15 protein-coding genes are annotated in these 17,646 nt (G+C 53.9%); 11 read left to right on the plus strand and 4 right to left on the minus strand.

Going from position 1 to position 17,646, the window contains the following annotated elements; translation table 11 throughout:
- The first annotated feature begins 8 nt into the window (after window positions 1–8).
- The 9 genes from kdsC (at window position 9) to npr (ending at window position 5,929) form a co-directional block, all read left to right on the plus strand.
- Window positions 9–575 carry a 3-deoxy-manno-octulosonate-8-phosphatase KdsC gene (gene kdsC, locus JSN25_RS02780; RefSeq protein ID WP_079225927.1) on the plus strand — a complete coding sequence of 189 codons (567 nt, stop codon included), beginning with the start codon at window positions 9–11 and terminating at the stop codon, window positions 573–575.
- Window positions 572–1,147, plus strand: coding sequence for an LPS export ABC transporter periplasmic protein LptC (gene lptC / locus JSN25_RS02785; protein WP_038634267.1), 576 nt, complete (start codon window positions 572–574; stop codon window positions 1,145–1,147). The genes kdsC and lptC overlap by 4 nt, the downstream gene beginning before the upstream one ends.
- Window positions 1,116–1,664: a lipopolysaccharide ABC transporter substrate-binding protein LptA gene (gene lptA, locus JSN25_RS02790; RefSeq protein ID WP_038634270.1), complete on the plus strand. Its 549-nt coding sequence runs from the start codon at window positions 1,116–1,118 to the stop codon at window positions 1,662–1,664. Before lptC ends, lptA begins: the two co-directional genes overlap by 32 nt.
- 6 nt (window positions 1,665–1,670) lie before the next feature.
- The gene (lptB, locus tag JSN25_RS02795) at window positions 1,671–2,396 is read left to right on the plus strand and encodes an LPS export ABC transporter ATP-binding protein (RefSeq protein WP_003025073.1); all 726 of its coding nucleotides are present in this window, start codon (window positions 1,671–1,673) and stop codon (window positions 2,394–2,396) included.
- A gap of 46 nt (window positions 2,397–2,442) precedes the next feature.
- Window positions 2,443–3,876 carry an RNA polymerase factor sigma-54 gene (gene rpoN, locus JSN25_RS02800; RefSeq protein WP_038634272.1) on the plus strand — a complete coding sequence of 478 codons (1,434 nt, stop codon included), beginning with the start codon at window positions 2,443–2,445 and terminating at the stop codon, window positions 3,874–3,876.
- 22 nt (window positions 3,877–3,898) lie between these two features.
- Window positions 3,899–4,186, plus strand: coding sequence for a ribosome hibernation promoting factor (hpf, locus tag JSN25_RS02805; RefSeq protein WP_038634275.1), 288 nt, complete (start codon window positions 3,899–3,901; stop codon window positions 4,184–4,186).
- Window positions 4,187–4,268: 82 nt separating this feature from the next.
- The gene (ptsN, locus tag JSN25_RS02810) at window positions 4,269–4,760 is read left to right on the plus strand and encodes a PTS IIA-like nitrogen regulatory protein PtsN (RefSeq protein ID WP_087856899.1); all 492 of its coding nucleotides are present in this window, start codon (window positions 4,269–4,271) and stop codon (window positions 4,758–4,760) included.
- 45 nt (window positions 4,761–4,805) lie between these two features.
- Complete coding sequence (rapZ, locus tag JSN25_RS02815) at window positions 4,806–5,660, plus strand: RNase adapter RapZ (RefSeq protein WP_003025085.1); 855 nt, start codon at window positions 4,806–4,808, stop codon at window positions 5,658–5,660.
- On the plus strand, window positions 5,657–5,929 hold the full coding sequence (gene npr / locus JSN25_RS02820) for a PTS phosphocarrier protein NPr (RefSeq protein WP_003025086.1): 273 nt from the start codon (window positions 5,657–5,659) through the stop codon (window positions 5,927–5,929). The genes rapZ and npr overlap by 4 nt, the downstream gene beginning before the upstream one ends.
- Window positions 5,930–5,995: 66 nt before the next feature.
- Here npr and mtgA read toward each other — a convergent pair whose 3' ends face one another.
- From mtgA to mnmL, 4 genes are all read right to left on the minus strand, one after another.
- Window positions 5,996–6,715, minus strand: a complete 720-nt coding sequence (mtgA, locus tag JSN25_RS02825; protein ID WP_038634281.1) for a monofunctional biosynthetic peptidoglycan transglycosylase — start codon at window positions 6,713–6,715, stop codon at window positions 5,996–5,998.
- The gene (elbB, locus tag JSN25_RS02830; protein WP_110496732.1) at window positions 6,712–7,365 is read right to left on the minus strand and encodes an isoprenoid biosynthesis glyoxalase ElbB; all 654 of its coding nucleotides are present in this window, start codon (window positions 7,363–7,365) and stop codon (window positions 6,712–6,714) included. Before elbB ends, mtgA begins: the two co-directional genes overlap by 4 nt.
- Before the next feature lie 229 nt (window positions 7,366–7,594).
- Window positions 7,595–9,931, minus strand: coding sequence for an aerobic respiration two-component sensor histidine kinase ArcB (gene arcB, locus JSN25_RS02835; protein ID WP_069324404.1), 2,337 nt, complete (start codon window positions 9,929–9,931; stop codon window positions 7,595–7,597).
- A 207-nt stretch (window positions 9,932–10,138) separates the two neighbouring features.
- Window positions 10,139–11,068 (minus strand): tRNA modification radical SAM protein MnmL/YtqA, encoded by a 930-nt coding sequence (mnmL, locus tag JSN25_RS02840; protein ID WP_110496730.1) that lies wholly within the window; start codon window positions 11,066–11,068, stop codon window positions 10,139–10,141.
- 683 nt (window positions 11,069–11,751) lie between these two features.
- Between mnmL and gltB the strand changes: the two genes are divergently transcribed.
- Entirely contained in the window at window positions 11,752–16,212 is a 4,461-nt protein-coding gene (gene gltB / locus JSN25_RS02845) for a glutamate synthase large subunit (protein WP_137347345.1), read from the plus strand.
- Window positions 16,213–16,224: 12 nt separating this feature from the next.
- Entirely contained in the window at window positions 16,225–17,643 is a 1,419-nt protein-coding gene (locus tag JSN25_RS02850; protein WP_038634296.1) for a glutamate synthase small subunit, read from the plus strand.
- The last annotated feature ends 3 nt before the right edge of the window (window positions 17,644–17,646 follow it).

Raw genomic sequence — 17,646 nt, forward strand, 5'->3', positions numbered from 1 at the left:
TAAAGAAAATGAGTAAAGCAGGTGCGTCGCTTGCGACCTGTTATGGACCCGTCAGCGCTGACGTTATCACCCGGGCAGAGAACATCCGTTTGCTGATCCTGGATGTGGATGGCGTATTGTCTGATGGTCTGATTTATATGGGCAACAACGGTGAAGAGCTGAAGGCTTTTAACGTCCGCGATGGCTACGGAATTCGCTGTGCGCTCACTTCCGGTATTGAGGTTGCTATTATTACCGGACGAAAGGCTAAACTTGTAGAAGATCGCTGTGCCACATTGGGGATCACGCATCTGTATCAGGGGCAGTCAGACAAACTGATCGCCTTTGACGATCTGCTTGGAAAACTGGCGATCGCGCCGGAAAATGTGGCCTATGTTGGCGATGACCTGATCGACTGGCCAGTGATGGCAAAAGTGGGATTAAGCGTAGCGGTGGCGGATGCCCATCCATTGCTGATTCCACGCGCCGACTACGTCACCCGTATCGATGGGGGACGCGGCGCTGTACGTGAAGTCTGCGATTTATTACTCCTGGCGCAGGGCAAACTGGACGAGGCCAAAGGGCAATCGATATGAGCAAAACCAGACGTTGGGTTATCATTCTACTGTCGCTGGCTGTCCTTGTGATGATTGGTATTAACCTGGCAGACAAAGACGAGGCCACTCAGGTCGCCGTCAATAACAACGAGCCAACCTATAAAAGCGAACATACCGATACCGTCGTGTATAGTCCGGAAGGCGCGCTGAGCTATCACTTGATCGCCCAACACGTTGAATATTATTCGGAGCAAGCGGTTTCGTGGTTTACTCAACCGGTATTAACCACGTTTGATAAAGATAAAGTACCGACCTGGTCAATCAAAGCCGATAAAGCCAAATTGACCAACGATCGAATGCTGTATCTGTACGGCCATGTTGAAGTTAACGCCCTGGTGCCTGACTCTCAACTACGCAGAATTACGACCGATAACGCACAGATTAACCTGGTGACTCAAGACGTCACTTCTGATGATCTTGTCACGTTATATGGCACAACATTTAACTCCAGCGGACTGAAGATGCGCGGCAACTTACGCAACAAGAACGCCGAGCTGATTGAAAAGGTTAGAACCTCATATGAAATCCAAAATAAACAAACTCAGCCTTAATCTTGTGCTTGCCAGTTCACTTCTGGCCGCCAGCATTCCGGCATTTGCCGTCACCGGCGATACCGAGCAGCCGATTCACATCGAGTCGGACCAGCAGTCCCTGGATATGCAGGGCAACGTGGTGACGTTTACTGGTAACGTGATTGTGACTCAGGGCACCATCAAAATTAATGCCGATAAAGTCGTTGTGACCCGCCCGGGCGGTGAAGACGGTAAAGAAGTGATTGATGGTTACGGTGAGCCCGCCACCTTTTACCAGATGCAGGACAACGGTAAGCCAGTGAAAGGCCGCGCCTCACACATGCACTATGAACTGGCGAAAGACTTCGTCGTGCTCACCGGTAAGGCTTACCTGGAACAGCTCGATAGCAACATCACGGGTGATAAGATCACCTATCTGGTAAAAGAGCAGAAAATGCAGGCCTTCAGCGATAAAGGCAAACGCGTCACCACCGTTCTGGTTCCGTCGCAGTTGCAGGACAAAAACAAGGCTCCGGCAGAGAAAAAAGGTAACTGATTCGTTATGGCAACATTAACTGCAAAGAACCTTGCAAAGGCCTATAAGGGCCGCCGTGTGGTGGAAGATGTCAGTCTGACCGTCAACTCCGGGGAGATCGTCGGTCTGCTTGGTCCTAACGGTGCGGGCAAGACAACGACATTTTACATGGTGGTCGGCATTGTCCCGCGCGATGCGGGCAACATTATCATTGATGACGAAGATATCAGTCTGCTGCCACTGCATGCGCGCGCGCGTCGCGGCATCGGCTACCTACCGCAGGAAGCGTCTATTTTCCGTCGCCTGAGCGTGTTTGATAACCTGATGGCGGTACTGCAAATTCGTGACGATCTCACTAGTGAGCAGCGGGAAGATCGCGCCAATGAGCTGATGGAAGAATTCCATATCGAACATCTGCGTGACAGCATGGGCCAATCGCTCTCCGGTGGTGAACGACGCCGTGTGGAAATCGCCCGCGCGCTGGCCGCGAATCCGAAATTTATCCTGCTTGATGAACCGTTTGCCGGTGTTGACCCGATTTCCGTTATCGATATCAAACGGATCATCGAACACCTGCGCGACAGCGGGCTTGGGGTGTTGATTACCGACCATAACGTCCGCGAAACGCTGGCAGTTTGTGAGCGCGCCTATATCGTGAGCCAGGGACACCTGATCGCCCACGGCACGCCGACAGAAATACTGCAGGATGAGCACGTTAAGCGCGTATACCTTGGGGAAGACTTCAGACTCTGATAGGGTAGAAGACTTCACGTCACCGCAGGAGAAAACCACTCTGAACATGAAGCAAGGTTTGCAACTCAGGCTTAGCCAACAACTGGCGATGACGCCTCAGCTACAACAGGCTATCCGTCTGTTGCAGTTGTCCACGCTGGAACTTCAGCAAGAACTTCAGCAAGCGCTGGAAAGTAACCCACTGCTCGAGCAAACCGATCTTCACGACGAAATTGATACCCAGGAAAAACAGGACAGCGAATCCCTCGATACCGCAGATGCACTCGAACAAAAAGAGATGCCAGAGGAATTGCCGCTTGACGCCAGTTGGGATGAAATCTACACCGCCGGTACGCCTTCAGGCACCAGCGGAGATTACATTGACGACGAACTGCCTGTTTATCAGGGGGAGACCACGCAATCGCTGCAGGATTACCTGATGTGGCAAGTGGAGCTGACCCCGTTCTCGGATACCGATCGCGCGATTGCAACATCGATTGTTGATGCGGTTGACGAAACCGGTTATCTCACCGTGACCCTGGACGATATTCTCGAAAGCATGGGCGATGACGACGTCGGTATGGATGAAATCGAAGCCGTGCTTAAACGCGTTCAGCGCTTTGATCCCGTTGGCGTGGCAGCCAAAGATCTGCGTGACTGCTTACTGATCCAACTTTCGCAATTTGATAAGTCCACACCATGGCTGGAAGAAGCGCGCCTGATCATCAGCGATCACCTCGATCTGTTAGCCAACCATGACTTTCGCTCGCTGATGCGCGTAACCCGACTGAAAGAAGACGTGCTGAAAGAAGCCGTCAACCTCATCCAGTCGCTCGATCCCCGCCCAGGACAGTCGATCCAAACCGGCGAGCCGGAATACGTCATCCCGGATGTGCTGGTGCGTAAGCATAACGATCGTTGGGTGGTCGAACTCAACGGCGACAGCATTCCACGCTTGCAGATTAACCAGCACTACGCTGCGATGTGCAATAGCGCGCGCAACGATGCCGACAGCCAGTTTATTCGTAGCAATTTGCAGGATGCGAAGTGGCTGATTAAAAGTCTGGAAAGCCGTAATGATACGCTGCTGCGCGTCAGTCGCTGTATCGTTGAACAGCAGCAGGCCTTCTTTGAGCAAGGCGAAGAATTTATGAAACCGATGGTGCTGGCGGATATCGCCCAGGCCGTCGAGATGCACGAATCGACCATTTCCCGAGTGACCACGCAAAAGTATTTGCACAGTCCGCGCGGCATATTTGAACTGAAGTATTTCTTTTCCAGTCACGTTAACACTGAAGGCGGGGGCGAAGCCTCATCCACAGCTATCCGCGCACTGGTGAAGAAATTAATTGCTGCGGAAAACCCCGCGAAACCGCTGAGTGACAGCAAGTTAACCTCTATGCTGTCGGATCAGGGTATCATGGTGGCACGCCGCACCGTTGCGAAGTACCGAGAGTCTTTATCCATTCCGCCGTCTAACCAGCGCAAACAACTGGTGTGACCCAACCGATAAGGAAGACACTATGCAGCTCAACATCACTGGAAACAACGTCGAAATCACGGAAGCTCTGCGCGAGTTTGTTAATACCAAATTCGCCAAGCTTGAACAATATTTCGACCGGATTAATCAGGTCTATATTGTGTTGAAAGTGGAGAAGGTTACACATATCTCGGATGCAACACTGCATGTAAACGGTGGCGAAATTCATGCCAGCGCGGAAGGTCAGGATATGTACGCCGCCATTGACGGTTTAATTGATAAACTGGCTCGGCAGTTAACAAAACATAAAGATAAACTGAAACAGCACTAACTTTCCGGGCAGTTAGCGGGTGCAGGACGGCCTGTTGTGCAGCACAACGGGCCATTTGTACAGTTAGCGCTTAGGTGAAATTATGACAAATAACGATACGACTCTACAACTGAGCAATGTTCTTAACCAGGAATGTACGCGCGCGGCCGTTCACTGCCAAAGCAAGAAACGCGCACTGGAAATCATCAGTGAACTGGCGGCAAAACAGCTCAGCTTGCCCTCTCAGGTGGTATTTGAAGCCATTCTGACGCGTGAAAAAATGGGCAGTACCGGCATCGGTAATGGTATTGCCATCCCGCACGGCAAGCTGGAAGAAGACACGATGCGCGCGGTTGGCGTGTTTGTGCAACTCGAAACGCCCATCGCCTTCGACGCCATTGATAATCAGCCCGTCGATCTGCTTTTCGCCCTGCTGGTCCCGGCAGACCAAACCAAGACGCATTTGCATACATTATCGCTGGTCGCCAAACGTCTGGCAGATAAAGCCATCTGCCGTCGCCTGCGCGCCGCACAGAGTGACCAGGAGTTGTATCAAATCATCACGGACACCGAAGGTGGACAGGATGACGCATAACAACCCAATGGCATCCTTTTTTGTCGTTGTGAGGAGAAACAGTACATGGTACTGATGATCGTCAGCGGTCGTTCAGGGTCAGGCAAATCCGTTGCCCTGCGTGCGCTGGAAGATATGGGTTTTTACTGCGTGGATAACCTTCCCGTAGTGCTGTTGCCCGATCTGGCTCGTACACTGGCCGATCGCCAGATTTCTGCGGCCGTCAGCATTGATGTGCGTAACATGCCGGAATCCCCGGAGATTTTCGAGCAGGCAATGAACAATCTGCCTGAAGGCTTCTCACCGCAGTTGCTGTTCCTTGATGCTGACCGTAACACGCTGATTCGCCGCTACAGCGACACGCGTCGTTTACACCCCCTCTCCAGCAAAAACTTGTCGCTGGAAAGCGCTATCGATAAAGAAAGCGATTTGTTGGAGCCGCTGCGTTCCCGCGCAGACCTGATTGTTGATACCTCCGAAATGTCCGTACACGAACTGGCGGAAATGCTGCGTACCCGACTGCTGGGCAAACGTGAACGTGAACTGACGATGGTATTCGAATCCTTTGGTTTCAAACACGGTATCCCGATTGACGCGGACTACGTCTTTGACGTGCGCTTCCTGCCCAACCCACACTGGGATCCGAAGCTGCGTCCGATGACCGGTCTTGACCGCCCTGTCGCCGCCTTCCTCGACAGGCACACAGAAGTACACAATTTTATCTACCAGACCCGCAGCTATCTTGAGCTATGGTTACCCATGCTGGAGACCAACAACCGCAGCTACCTCACTGTAGCCATCGGCTGTACCGGCGGGAAACACCGTTCGGTGTATATTGCAGAGCAGTTGGCAGACTACTTCCGCTCACGCGGTAAAAACGTGCAGTCACGCCATCGTACGCTGGAAAAACGTAAATCATGACCGTGAAGCAAACCGTTGAAATCACTAATAAGCTGGGCATGCATGCCCGGCCAGCAATGAAACTTTTTGAATTGATGCAGGGTTTCGAAGCAGAAGTTTTGCTGCGTAATGATGAAGGAACGGAAGCCGAGGCAAACAGCGTTATCGCGCTGCTGATGCTGGATTCTGCGAAGGGGCGGCAGATAGAAGTTGAAGCCACAGGCCCGCAGGAAGTTGAAGCTCTGGCCGCGGTAGTTGCCCTGTTTAATTCAGGGTTTGACGAAGATTAATCGAGTACACAGAACGTAGCCAGTAGGCCGGATAAGGCGTTTACGCCGCATCCGGCAATAACTCAGCTAATACAGCTTATTTTCCCGCATAAACGACTCACCGCCTAACTGGCGCATTTGGCGCATAATCCACGCCTGACGGCTACGCACATAACCCGAAGGCGCATTCGCTTTAAAACGTAAAGGATTAGGTAGGACCGCCGCCAGCAAGGCCGCTTCAGACATACTTAAGCGACTGGCAGGTTTATGAAAATACCGCTGCGCCGCCGCCTCCACGCCAAAAATGCCGTCGCCAAACTCCGCAACGTTCAGATAGACGGTCAGAATACGTTTCTTGCTCCAGACCGTTTCCATCCCCAGCGTGAGCCCGGCTTCAAGGCCCTTACGCACCCAGCTACGTCCATCCCACAGAAAGAGGTTTTTTGCCGTCTGTTGCGATAACGTTGACGCCCCGCGAATACGGTTTTCATTACGTTCATTATGCGCCAGCGCTTTCTCGATGGCAGAGACATCGAATCCCCAATGGTCAGGGAACTTCTGGTCCTCGGCGGCAATCACCGCCAGCCCCATCCACGGTGAGATCTCATCCATACTCACCCAGTCCGAGTGCGCCACATACCCGAAATCACCGGATAACCATGCGCCCAGTTGCCGCTCGACCATCACCGCCGAAAACGGCACCGGCATCACGCTGAAAAGGGCGATGCCCCCGCCCCAGAATACGGCGAGGACGATAACCGCTCGTAGAAAGATACGCCGCAGAAAAGCGGTAACGCCTGTTCTCATTCAACCAACACCAGCACACGCGAGACCAGTTTATCGATGCCACTCGCGGCCTGAGCGATATCCTGCGCCAGCATATAGGCGGGCGTGGTAACGATTTTGTTGTCTTCATCAACGACAATGTCATCAACTGGACAAGGCACATGTTCAGCGCCCATCTCCTCCAGTACCTCTGCCGTATCGATATCCGTGCCAATGGTCAGACGCAGCGGAAAATCAAAAATTTTGGGTAACATGGCGGGCGCAATACACATAAATCCCAACGGTTTCCCCATCTGATGCATGGCAACTGCCAGCGCGGCTAAATCACTGTCAACCCGGCATTCGCTGCCCTGGCTGGCAAAATTACTCAGATTTTTGGCGGCGCCAAACCCACCCGGCACGATCAACGCATCCAGTTCCGTTGAAACCGCCTGAGCAAGCGGGCGAATCTCGCCGCGTGTGAGGCGAGCGGCTTCAATCAGGACATTGCGTGTTTCCGACATCGGCTCACCGGTCAGATGATTAATCACATCAGCTTGTTGTTTATCCGGTGCGAAGCAGACGGCCTGCGCGCCGTTGCGGGCAATGGCCAGCAGCGTGAGTACGGTTTCATGGATCTCTGCACCGTCATACACACCGCATCCGCTGAGCACGACTCCCACTTTTTTCATCGTGATACTCCTTTCTCAACTGGCTGAAACATATTAGTTATTATGATTTAAATGCTACGCTTCACACATTTAACTGATTCATGTAACAAATTATTTAAGATTTGCTATCTTAACTGCGTGCGGCCTGAAAAATAGGGCTGTGCCTTTGTACACAATGACAATAAGTTACGGCGCAGCCACGATTTCCCTGGTGTTGGCGCAGTATTCGCGCACCCCGGTCAAGCCGGGGTCATTTTTTTTCCACACTCGCCACCCAGGCTTTTAGTACCGCCACGTCGTGCTGCCACTCCTGCTTCATCTCTTCAATCCATTCAGCAACGTTATCTTCCCAGGCTGGAAGATCTGGCGACTGGATTTGCTGACCTAACTGTTGCAGATGGCGCAGCCCCACCGAACCTGCCGCACCTTTAATTTTATGACCTTCCTCAACCACGCCTTTTTTATCACGTGCAGTCAGATTGGATTCCAGCACGCTCAAATATCCCGGCATCATCTTCTCAAACACCGCCAGCCCGTCGGTAATTAACTTCGGTCCCACCAGCTCGAGGTATTGTTCCAACATAGGAATATCTAATAGCGCTTGCGATTTACTGCTCTCTTCAGATGTCACAGTGCTCTCCTCTTTGTTTCGGGTATCCCAGTATTTTTTGATCATGGCGGTTAAAGCCGGGACTGACAGCGGCTTACTCAGCACGTCGTCCATTCCCGCATCCAGATACTCTTTTTTATCTTTCAGAACGTTGGCGGTAAGGGCCACCAGCGGCGGCAGATCTTCACGCGCGTATTTTTGCGTAAGCTCGCGGGAGATATCCAGCCCGGTCATATCCGGTAGCTGAATATCCAGCAATACCAGGTCATATTCACCCGGCGTGAACATTTCCAGCGCGGCTTTCCCGGTCATGGCGACATCCACGCTATTACCCAGTTTTTCCAGCACTGAGCGCGCGACAATGACGTTCAGTTCAATGTCTTCCACCAGCAGGACATTCAGGGCGGGCAGCGGCATGTCATCGTCTTCAAAAGCGTCTTCAATCTCTTCCGCTACCGCAGGCGCATGCACAGTCAGCGTAAAGACAGAGCCTTTACCAGCCTGGCTGGAGACCGTAATATCGCCGCCCATATTTTTCGCCAGACGCTTTGATACGGCCAGACCAATCCCGGTTCCTGTTGCCGGTTTGCCGCCGTTACTGTCCTTCACCTGATAATACATGGCGAAGATTTTATCCTGTTCATCCTGCGGAATGCCGATCCCGGAATCTTCTACCTCGAAATGCAGCATATTCCCCTGGTCATAGCGCGCCCGCACGGTCACCTGCCCCTGCTGGGTAAACTTCACGGCGTTGCTGATCAGATTCCACAGAATCTGGCGCAAACGCGTGCCGTCGGTAATCACTTTATGCGGCAACGGTAGCGTTGGCTCAAGCACAAAACGCAGCCCTTTTTGCTGCGCCTGCAGGCCAGAGAGGTTTTCCAGATCCGCCATAAAGCTGGTGAAATCGATCGGCTGGTTATCGAGCTGGACTTTACGCCGCTCCATCTTATCCATATCGATAATATCGTTGAAAATATTGCCCAGCGTCACGGCTGAGACGTGGATAGTTTTCAGGTATTTTTCCTGCTCGGCGGTCAAATCCGTATCCAGCAGGATCCGGCTTAAGCCAACAATACCGTTCAGCGGCGTACGCAGCTCGTGACTGATGGTGGAAATAAACGTGGTCTTATCGCGGCTGGCGCGTTCAAGCGCGTCCTGATAACGCTTACGTTCGGTAATATCGCGACCAAAGCCCATCAGGCCATGTCGTTTACCGACGCGGTCGTAGTAAGGCACTTTACGAATTTCAAAGCAGGCTTTGCGTCCATCCGGATAGTCCAGCCACTGTTCATAGGTGAGCGAGACGTTATGACGAAACACCTTCTCGTCGGTCTCAATAACTTTTTCAGCCGCCTCAGGGGAGTAAACGTCAGCCGGTTTCAAATTCACCAGTTGCTTTTCGCTCTTGCCGGTCAGCAACTCCATGGCGCGGTTACAGCCGGAAAATTCTTTATCTTCATTACGATAAAAGACCAGGTCCGGCGAGGCATCAAGGAAAGAGCGTAAAAATGAAGACTGTTGCTCAAGCTGAATCTGCGCTTCTTCGCGCTCTTTGATTTCGACCTTCAGTTGCTCAAACGTTTCCTGACGCTCCGCTTCAGCTTTTTCGCGCTCAACAATTTCCTGATTGAGCTGGGCGATATTATCTTTCAACTGCACATTGAGCTTGAGATCGCGCTCGCGCATCTCTTCCAGCTTTTGCACCAGCCGTGACAGACGCTGCCGGGATTCCTCCAGTTGCTCCACCACCACTGACAAAAAATAGACGGCCCAGGGGGTAATTAACAGACCAAAAAAGATAGAGCGGATGACATCAATGCTTTCTACCTGGCCATGCAGCACCATGGTGACAGCCATTTGCACCACAATTGCCAACACGACCAAAGCCAGCGCTAATAGCAGCGAAAAGCGCACCAGACCTAACTTCATCATCAGGTCGACATAATATTGCGCCAGCATACGAATTTGCTTCATAGAGGGTTCCTTCACGACAACTTGGCACAATAATACTCAATTCTCAGCGTGACGTTGAAGATTGTGCAAGAAATGCGGCGGTTATCGGTGAAATGACCGGGTAGGCGGTAGGCCGGATAAGTTCATCGTAGGCCTGATAAGCGAAGCGCCATCAGGCAAGCAGGCGCAGATTGCCTGATGGCGGCTTTGCCTTATCAGGCCTACATACTAGCTCCCCAGTTGCACCCACGGCGTACCCAGCGCCGAGCCTTGCACGCCGTGCTCGTTAAGGTACTTATCCAGTTCGACCATCCCCGTCCAGCGATTTTCACACCATAGCGGCGCCAACAGCGTTGGGCGACGCGCGCTGGCGGAAATACGATGATAAATCACCTCCGGCGGCGTATGGCGGATCATCTCACCTGCGGTAATCGTGTAGTCGTCCAGTTCAATCCCGTTCAGCCGCCCGGCTTCCCAGGCTTTTGCCATCGTACTGCCTTTCACAATATGCAGCGGATGCAGCTTAATACCGTCAACGCCCGTCTCCACCACGCGTTCCATGGTTTGCAGACATTCTGCCTGCCCTTCTCCCGGCAGACCGACGATCAGATGCGAGCACACTTTCAGCCCGCGCTCGCGCGCCAGCCGCGTGGTGTTTTGGTAGCAGGCGAAATCATGGCCGCGGTTAATTCGGTGCAAGGTTTTGTCATGCGCGGTTTGCAGACCGAGCTCCAGCCACACTTCATAGCCCAGATCTTTATACTCGCAAAGCAGATCAAGCACCGCTTCCGGCACACAGTCGGGGCGTGTCCCAACGCATAACCCAACGATACTGGCCTGGCTGACCGCCTGTTGATACATCGAACGCAGCACCTGTACTTCAGCAAAGGTGCTGGTGTAGGCCTGGAAATAGGCCAGATAGCGTTTTGCGCGATTGACCAGGTGCGCCTGATGTTCAAGCTGCTCGGCTATGGAATGGTGCTGCTGCGCTTCATCGGCAAACGAGGCAACATTACAGAAAGTACATCCGCCGCGCCCGATGGTGCCATCGCGATTTGGGCAGCTAAAGCCGCCGTGCAGCGTGAGTTTATGAACCTTTTGTCCATAACGGCGAGAAAGATCCCCACCAAACATATTGACTAATTTCTGTAACTGCATAATCTGGTAGACCGCGCCTTGAAAAGAGGCCAAAGCCTGCCATTTTTTGCCCCAGTCGGCGATGACCTGGATCAATCGCCCTGGCGAGCCTTTATTCATTGCATAACAAATCAAAATAATCGAAATTTCATTCACTAAAAATGTAATTACTTTTCCTTATATTCGACTCTTTTTTTTATCTTCTTATACTCTTTGCATAAAAACAGTATCTTTAAGACGCCAAAACTTTAAAAACCAGCATAAAATGCCAAACATCTTGATAAACAAAGGCAGGACGAGGGATATACAGCCGTTCTGACAGTGAGACAGATCACACTTCCCTGACCGTTCCCCCTACGTTAAACCTATGTAAAAAACCATTTTATTTCAGCAATTTCATAAAGTTAATTGTCCCATAGCACATTTTTGCATAAATAAGATTGCCATTTGACCTGTGTGTGGATTCCCGATAACGTGGAAATCCGCTGGAAGCTTTCTGGATGAGCAGCCTGCTCATCATATTTATGCAGTAATTGAGATTCCCTCTGAAGCAAGTCCTCAAACTTGTTTGACCTGTGCGAAAAGGATAAAGAGGGCGAATGCGAGGTAAGCGTATGCACGCAAACCCCGTCGCCATGCTCTTGGAGTGCCCGTGCGCAACGGTTCAGATGGGAATCCCGCAGAGCCTGGGGAGGTTCACTCATATGTTGTACGATAAATCTCTTGAGAGGGATAACTGTGGTTTCGGCCTGATCGCCCACATAGAAGGCGAACCTAGCCACAAGGTAGTGCGTACCGCCATACACGCACTGGCCCGCATGCAGCACCGTGGCGCAATTCTTGCCGATGGAAAAACCGGCGATGGTTGCGGCCTGCTGTTACAAAAACCGGATCGCTTTTTCCGCATCGTGGCGCAAGAGCGCGGCTGGCGTTTAGCCAAAAACTACGCCGTCGGCATGATCTTTTTAAATAAAGACGCCGAACTGGCGGCAGCCTCTCGCCGCATAGTCGAAGAAGAATTACAGCAGGAGACCCTGTCGATTGTCGGCTGGCGCGACGTGCCGACCAACGAAGGTGTTCTCGGTGAAATCGCTCTATCCTCCCTGCCTCGTATTGAGCAAATTTTCGTTAACGCCCCTGCGGGTTGGCGCCCACGTGATATGGAACGCCGCCTGTTCATTGCTCGCCGTCGTATTGAAAAACGCCTCCTGCAAGATAAAGACTTCTACGTCTGTAGCCTGTCGAACCTGGTCAATATCTATAAAGGTCTGTGTATGCCGGCGGATCTGCCGCGCTTTTACCTGGACCTCGCGGACCTGCGTCTGGAATCGGCCATCTGCCTGTTCCACCAGCGCTTCTCCACCAACACCGTGCCGCGCTGGCCGCTGGCGCAGCCGTTCCGCTACCTGGCGCACAATGGCGAAATCAACACCATCACAGGTAACCGCCAGTGGGCGCGCGCCCGTACCTATAAATTCCAGACGCCACTGATCCCTGACCTGCATGACGCGGCGCCGTTCGTCAACGAAACCGGCTCCGACTCCAGCTCCATGGATAACATGCTGGAGCTGCTGCTGGCGGGCGGGATGGACATCATCCGCGCCATGCGCTTACTGGTGCCGCCGGCCTGGCAGAACAACCCGGATATGGATCCGGAGCTGCGCGCGTTCTTTGACTTCAACTCTATGCACATGGAACCGTGGGACGGCCCGGCGGGCATCGTCATGTCCGATGGTCGCTTTGCCGCCTGTAACCTCGATCGTAACGGCCTGCGCCCGGCGCGCTACGTCATCACCAAAGACAAGCTGATTACCTGCGCCTCTGAAGTCGGGATCTGGGATTATCAGCCGGATGAAGTGGTGGAAAAAGGCCGCGTCGGCCCTGGCGAGCTGATGGTTATCGACACCCGCAGCGGCCGCATTCTGCACTCAGCGGAAACCGATAATGACCTGAAAAGCCGCCACCCCTACAAAGAGTGGATGGAGAAAAACGTTCGTCGCCTGGTGCCGTTCGAAGAGCTGGCTGACGATCAGGTCGGCAGCCGCGAGCTGGACGATGATACCCTCGCCAGCTACCAGAAACAGTTTAACTACAGCGCCGAAGAGCTGGATTCCGTCATTCGCGTGCTCGGTGAAAACGGCCAGGAAGCGGTCGGCTCAATGGGTGACGATACCCCGTTTGCCGTGCTGTCCAGCCAGCCGCGCATCATTTATGACTACTTCCGTCAGCAGTTCGCGCAGGTGACTAACCCGCCGATCGACCCGCTGCGTGAAGCGCACGTTATGTCGCTGGCCACCAGCATCGGTCGCGAAATGAACGTCTTCTGCGAAGCCGAAGGTCAGGCACACCGTCTGAGCTTTAAATCACCGATCCTGCTGTACTCCGATTTCACCCAGCTCACCACCATGAAAGAGGAGCATTATCGCGCTGACCGGCTGGATATCACCTTTGATGTGACCGAAACCACGCTTGAAGAGACCGTCAAAGCCTTGTGCGATAAGGCGGAACAGATGGTACGTAACGGCACGGTACTGCTGGTGCTTTCTGACCGTAACATCGCGAAAAACCGCTTGCCGGTTCCGGCACCGATGGCCGTGGGCGCAGTGCAAACGCGTCTGGTAGAACAAAGCCTGCGTTGCGACGCCAACATCATCGTTGAAACGGCGAGCGCGCGTGACCCGCACCACTTCGCGGTGCTGCTCGGCTTCGGTGCGACGGCCATTTATCCGTATCTGGCCTATGAAACGCTGGGGCGTCTGATCGACACTCAGGCGATTGCCAAAGATTACCGGACCGTGATGCTGAACTACCGTAACGGCATCAACAAAGGTCTGTACAAGATCATGTCCAAAATGGGCATCTCAACCATCGCCTCTTACCGCTGCTCGAAGCTGTTTGAAGCCGTTGGTCTGCACGATGATGTCGTGGCGCTGTGCTTCCAGGGCGTAGTCAGCCGCATCAGCGGCGCAGCTTTTACCGACTTCCAGCAGGATCTGCTAAACCTCTCGAAACATGCCTGGCTGGCGCGGAAACCGATTAGCCAGGGCGGTTTGCTGAAGTACGTCCACGGCGGCGAATACCACGCTTACAACCCGGACGTGGTACGCACGCTGCAACAGGCTGTACAAAGCGGCGAATACAGCGACTATCAGGAATATGCCAAGCTGGTCAATGAGCGTCCGGCAGCCACGCTGCGCGATCTGCTGGCGATTACGCCTGGCGATGAAGCCGTGAGCATTGACGAGGTAGAGCCCGCAAGCGAATTATTTAAACGCTTTGATACCGCAGCCATGTCTATCGGCGCATTAAGCCCGGAAGCACATGAGGCGCTGGCGGAAGCGATGAACAGCATCGGCGGTAACTCTAACTCCGGCGAAGGCGGCGAAGATCCTGCGCGTTATGGCACCAACAAGGTATCGCGTATTAAGCAGGTGGCTTCCGGTCGCTTTGGCGTAACCCCGGCGTACCTGGTCAACGCCGACGTCATTCAGATTAAAGTCGCTCAGGGCGCGAAGCCGGGCGAAGGCGGTCAGTTGCCGGGTGATAAAGTTACCCCGTACATCGCCAAACTGCGCTATTCGGTGCCGGGGGTGACGCTGATCTCCCCGCCGCCGCACCACGATATCTACTCTATCGAGGACTTAGCGCAGCTGATTTTCGACCTTAAACAGGTTAACCCGAAAGCGATGATCTCGGTGAAGCTGGTGTCCGAACCGGGTGTCGGCACCATCGCTACCGGCGTGGCAAAAGCCTATGCGGATCTGATCACCATCGCCGGCTACGACGGCGGCACCGGCGCAAGCCCGCTCTCCTCTGTGAAATATGCGGGCTGCCCATGGGAGCTGGGTCTGGTGGAAACCCAGCAGGCGTTGGTCGCCAACGGTCTGCGTCATAAGATTCGTCTGCAGGTCGATGGCGGTCTGAAAACCGGCGTGGATATCATTAAAGCGGCGATTCTTGGCGCGGAAAGCTTTGGTTTCGGCACCGGCCCAATGGTCGCGCTGGGCTGTAAATACCTGCGTATTTGCCATCTGAATAACTGCGCAACCGGCGTGGCAACTCAGGACGACAAACTGCGTAAGAACCACTATCACGGTCTGCCGTTCAAAGTGACCAACTACTTTGAATTTATCGCCCGCGAAGTACGCGAGCTGATGGCCGAGCTGGGCGTGAAACGTCTGGTGGATCTGATTGGTCGTACCGACCTGCTCAAAGAGCTGGAAGGGTTTACCGCCAAACAGCAGAAGCTGGAGCTGTCGCGTCTGCTGGAAACCGCCGAGCCGCATCCTGGTAAGGCGTTGTTCTGCACCGAGAACAACCCGCCGTTTGATAACGGCGTACTGAACGCACAGCTACTGCAACAGGCAAAACCGTATGTCGACGAGCGCCAGAGCAAAACCTTCTGGTTCGATATCCGCAACACCGACCGTTCCGTCGGCGCGTCGCTGTCTGGCTATATTGCCCAAACCCACGGCGATCAGGGCCTGGCATCTGACCCGATTAAAGCGCACTTCAACGGTACTGCAGGCCAGAGCTTTGGCGTGTGGAACGCGGGCGGCGTGGAGCTGTATCTGACCGGCGATGCCAACGACTATGTCGGCAAAGGTATGGCGGGCGGCCTTATCGCGATTCGTCCGCCAATAGGTTCCGCATTCCTCAGTCATAAAGCGAGCATCATTGGTAATACCTGCCTGTACGGCGCCACCGGCGGTCGTCTGTTTGCGGCAGGTCGTGCGGGCGAGCGCTTTGCGGTACGTAACTCCGGCGCAATCACCGTGGTGGAAGGTATCGGCGACAACGGCTGCGAATACATGACCGGCGGCATCGTCTGTATTCTCGGCAAAACGGGCGTTAACTTCGGGGCAGGCATGACGGGCGGATTCGCCTACGTACTGGATGAAGATGGCGATTTCCGCAAGCGCGTGAACCCGGAACTGGTGGAAGTGCTGGACGTTGATTCTCTTGCCATTCACGAAGAACACCTGCGCGGTCTGATTACCGAGCACGTACAACATACCGGCTCTTCACGCGGCGAAGAGATCCTGGCTAACTGGCCAGCATTCTCAGCGAAATTCGCGCTGGTAAAACCAAAATCAAGTGATGTGAAAGCACTGTTGGGTCACCGTAGTCGTAGCGCAGCAGAGCTGCGTGTGCAGGCGCAGTAAGGGGTAGCAGCAATGAGTCAGAACGTATACCAATTTATCGACCTGCAGCGCGTTGATCCGCCGAAGAAACCGCTGAAGATCCGTAAGATCGAGTTTATCGAGATCTACGAGCCTTTTTCTGAAGGCCAGGCGAAAGCGCAGGCGGATCGCTGCCTGTCCTGCGGCAACCCGTACTGCGAGTGGAAGTGCCCGGTGCATAACTACATCCCAAACTGGCTGAAGCTGGCCAACGAGGGGCGTATTTTTGAAGCGGCTGAGCTGTCACACCAGACCAACACCCTGCCGGAAGTTTGCGGCCGCGTCTGCCCGCAGGATCGTCTGTGTGAAGGATCCTGTACCCTGAATGACGAGTTCGGCGCGGTGACCATCGGTAACATCGAGCGCTATATCAACGATAAAGCGTTCGAAATGGGCTGGCGCCCGGATATGACCGGTGTGCGCCAGACGGACAAACGCGTGGCGATTATCGGTGCGGGGCCGGCGGGCCTGGCCTGCGCTGATGTGCTAACCCGCAACGGCGTGAAGGCAGTGGTGTTTGATCGTCATCCGGAGATCGGTGGTCTGCTGACCTTCGGCATTCCGGCTTTCAAGCTGGAGAAAGAGGTCATGACCCGCCGCCGTGAAATCTTCACCGGCATGGGTATTGAGTTCAAACTCAACGTGGAAGTGGGCCGTGACGTCCAGCTCGACGACCTGCTGAAGGATTACGACGCGGTATTCCTTGGCGTAGGTACCTATCAGTCGATGCGCGGCGGACTGGAGAACGAAGACGCTTCCGGCGTATTCGACGCCCTGCCATTCCTGATCGCCAATACTAAACAGTTGATGGGCTTTGGCGAAAGCAGCGACGAGCCGTACATCAGCATGGAAGGCAAACGCGTCGTCGTTCTCGGCGGTGGCGATACGGCAATGGACTGCGTGCGCACTTCGGTTCGCCAGAACGCAGCACACGTAATCTGCGCCTATCGCCGCGACGAAGAGAACATGCCGGGTTCCAAGCGCGAAGTGAAAAACGCGCGTGAAGAAGGCGTGGAATTCCAGTTCAACGTCCAGCCGTTAGGCGTGGAAGTGAATGCCAACGGTAAAGTATGCGGCGTGAAAATGGCGCGTACCGAAATGGGCGAACCGGATGCGAAGGGTCGTCGCCGCGCGGAGATCGTCGCCGGTTCCGAGCACGTTGTACCGGCGGATGCGGTGGTACTGGCGTTTGGTTTCCGTCCGCACAGTATGGAATGGCTGGCAAAACACAGCGTCGAACTGGATTCTCAGGGCCGGATTATCGCCCCTGAGCGCAGTGACATCGCCTTTCAGACCAGCAACCCGAAAATCTTCGCCGGTGGCGATATCGTGCGCGGTTCGGATCTGGTGGTCACCGCGATTGCCGAAGGTCGTAAAGCGGCTGACGGGATTCTGAATTATCTGGAAGTGTAACTC

The sequence above is a fragment of the Citrobacter cronae genome (genome assembly GCF_016893685.1).
Classification (GTDB): Bacteria; Pseudomonadota; Gammaproteobacteria; order Enterobacterales; family Enterobacteriaceae; genus Citrobacter; species Citrobacter werkmanii.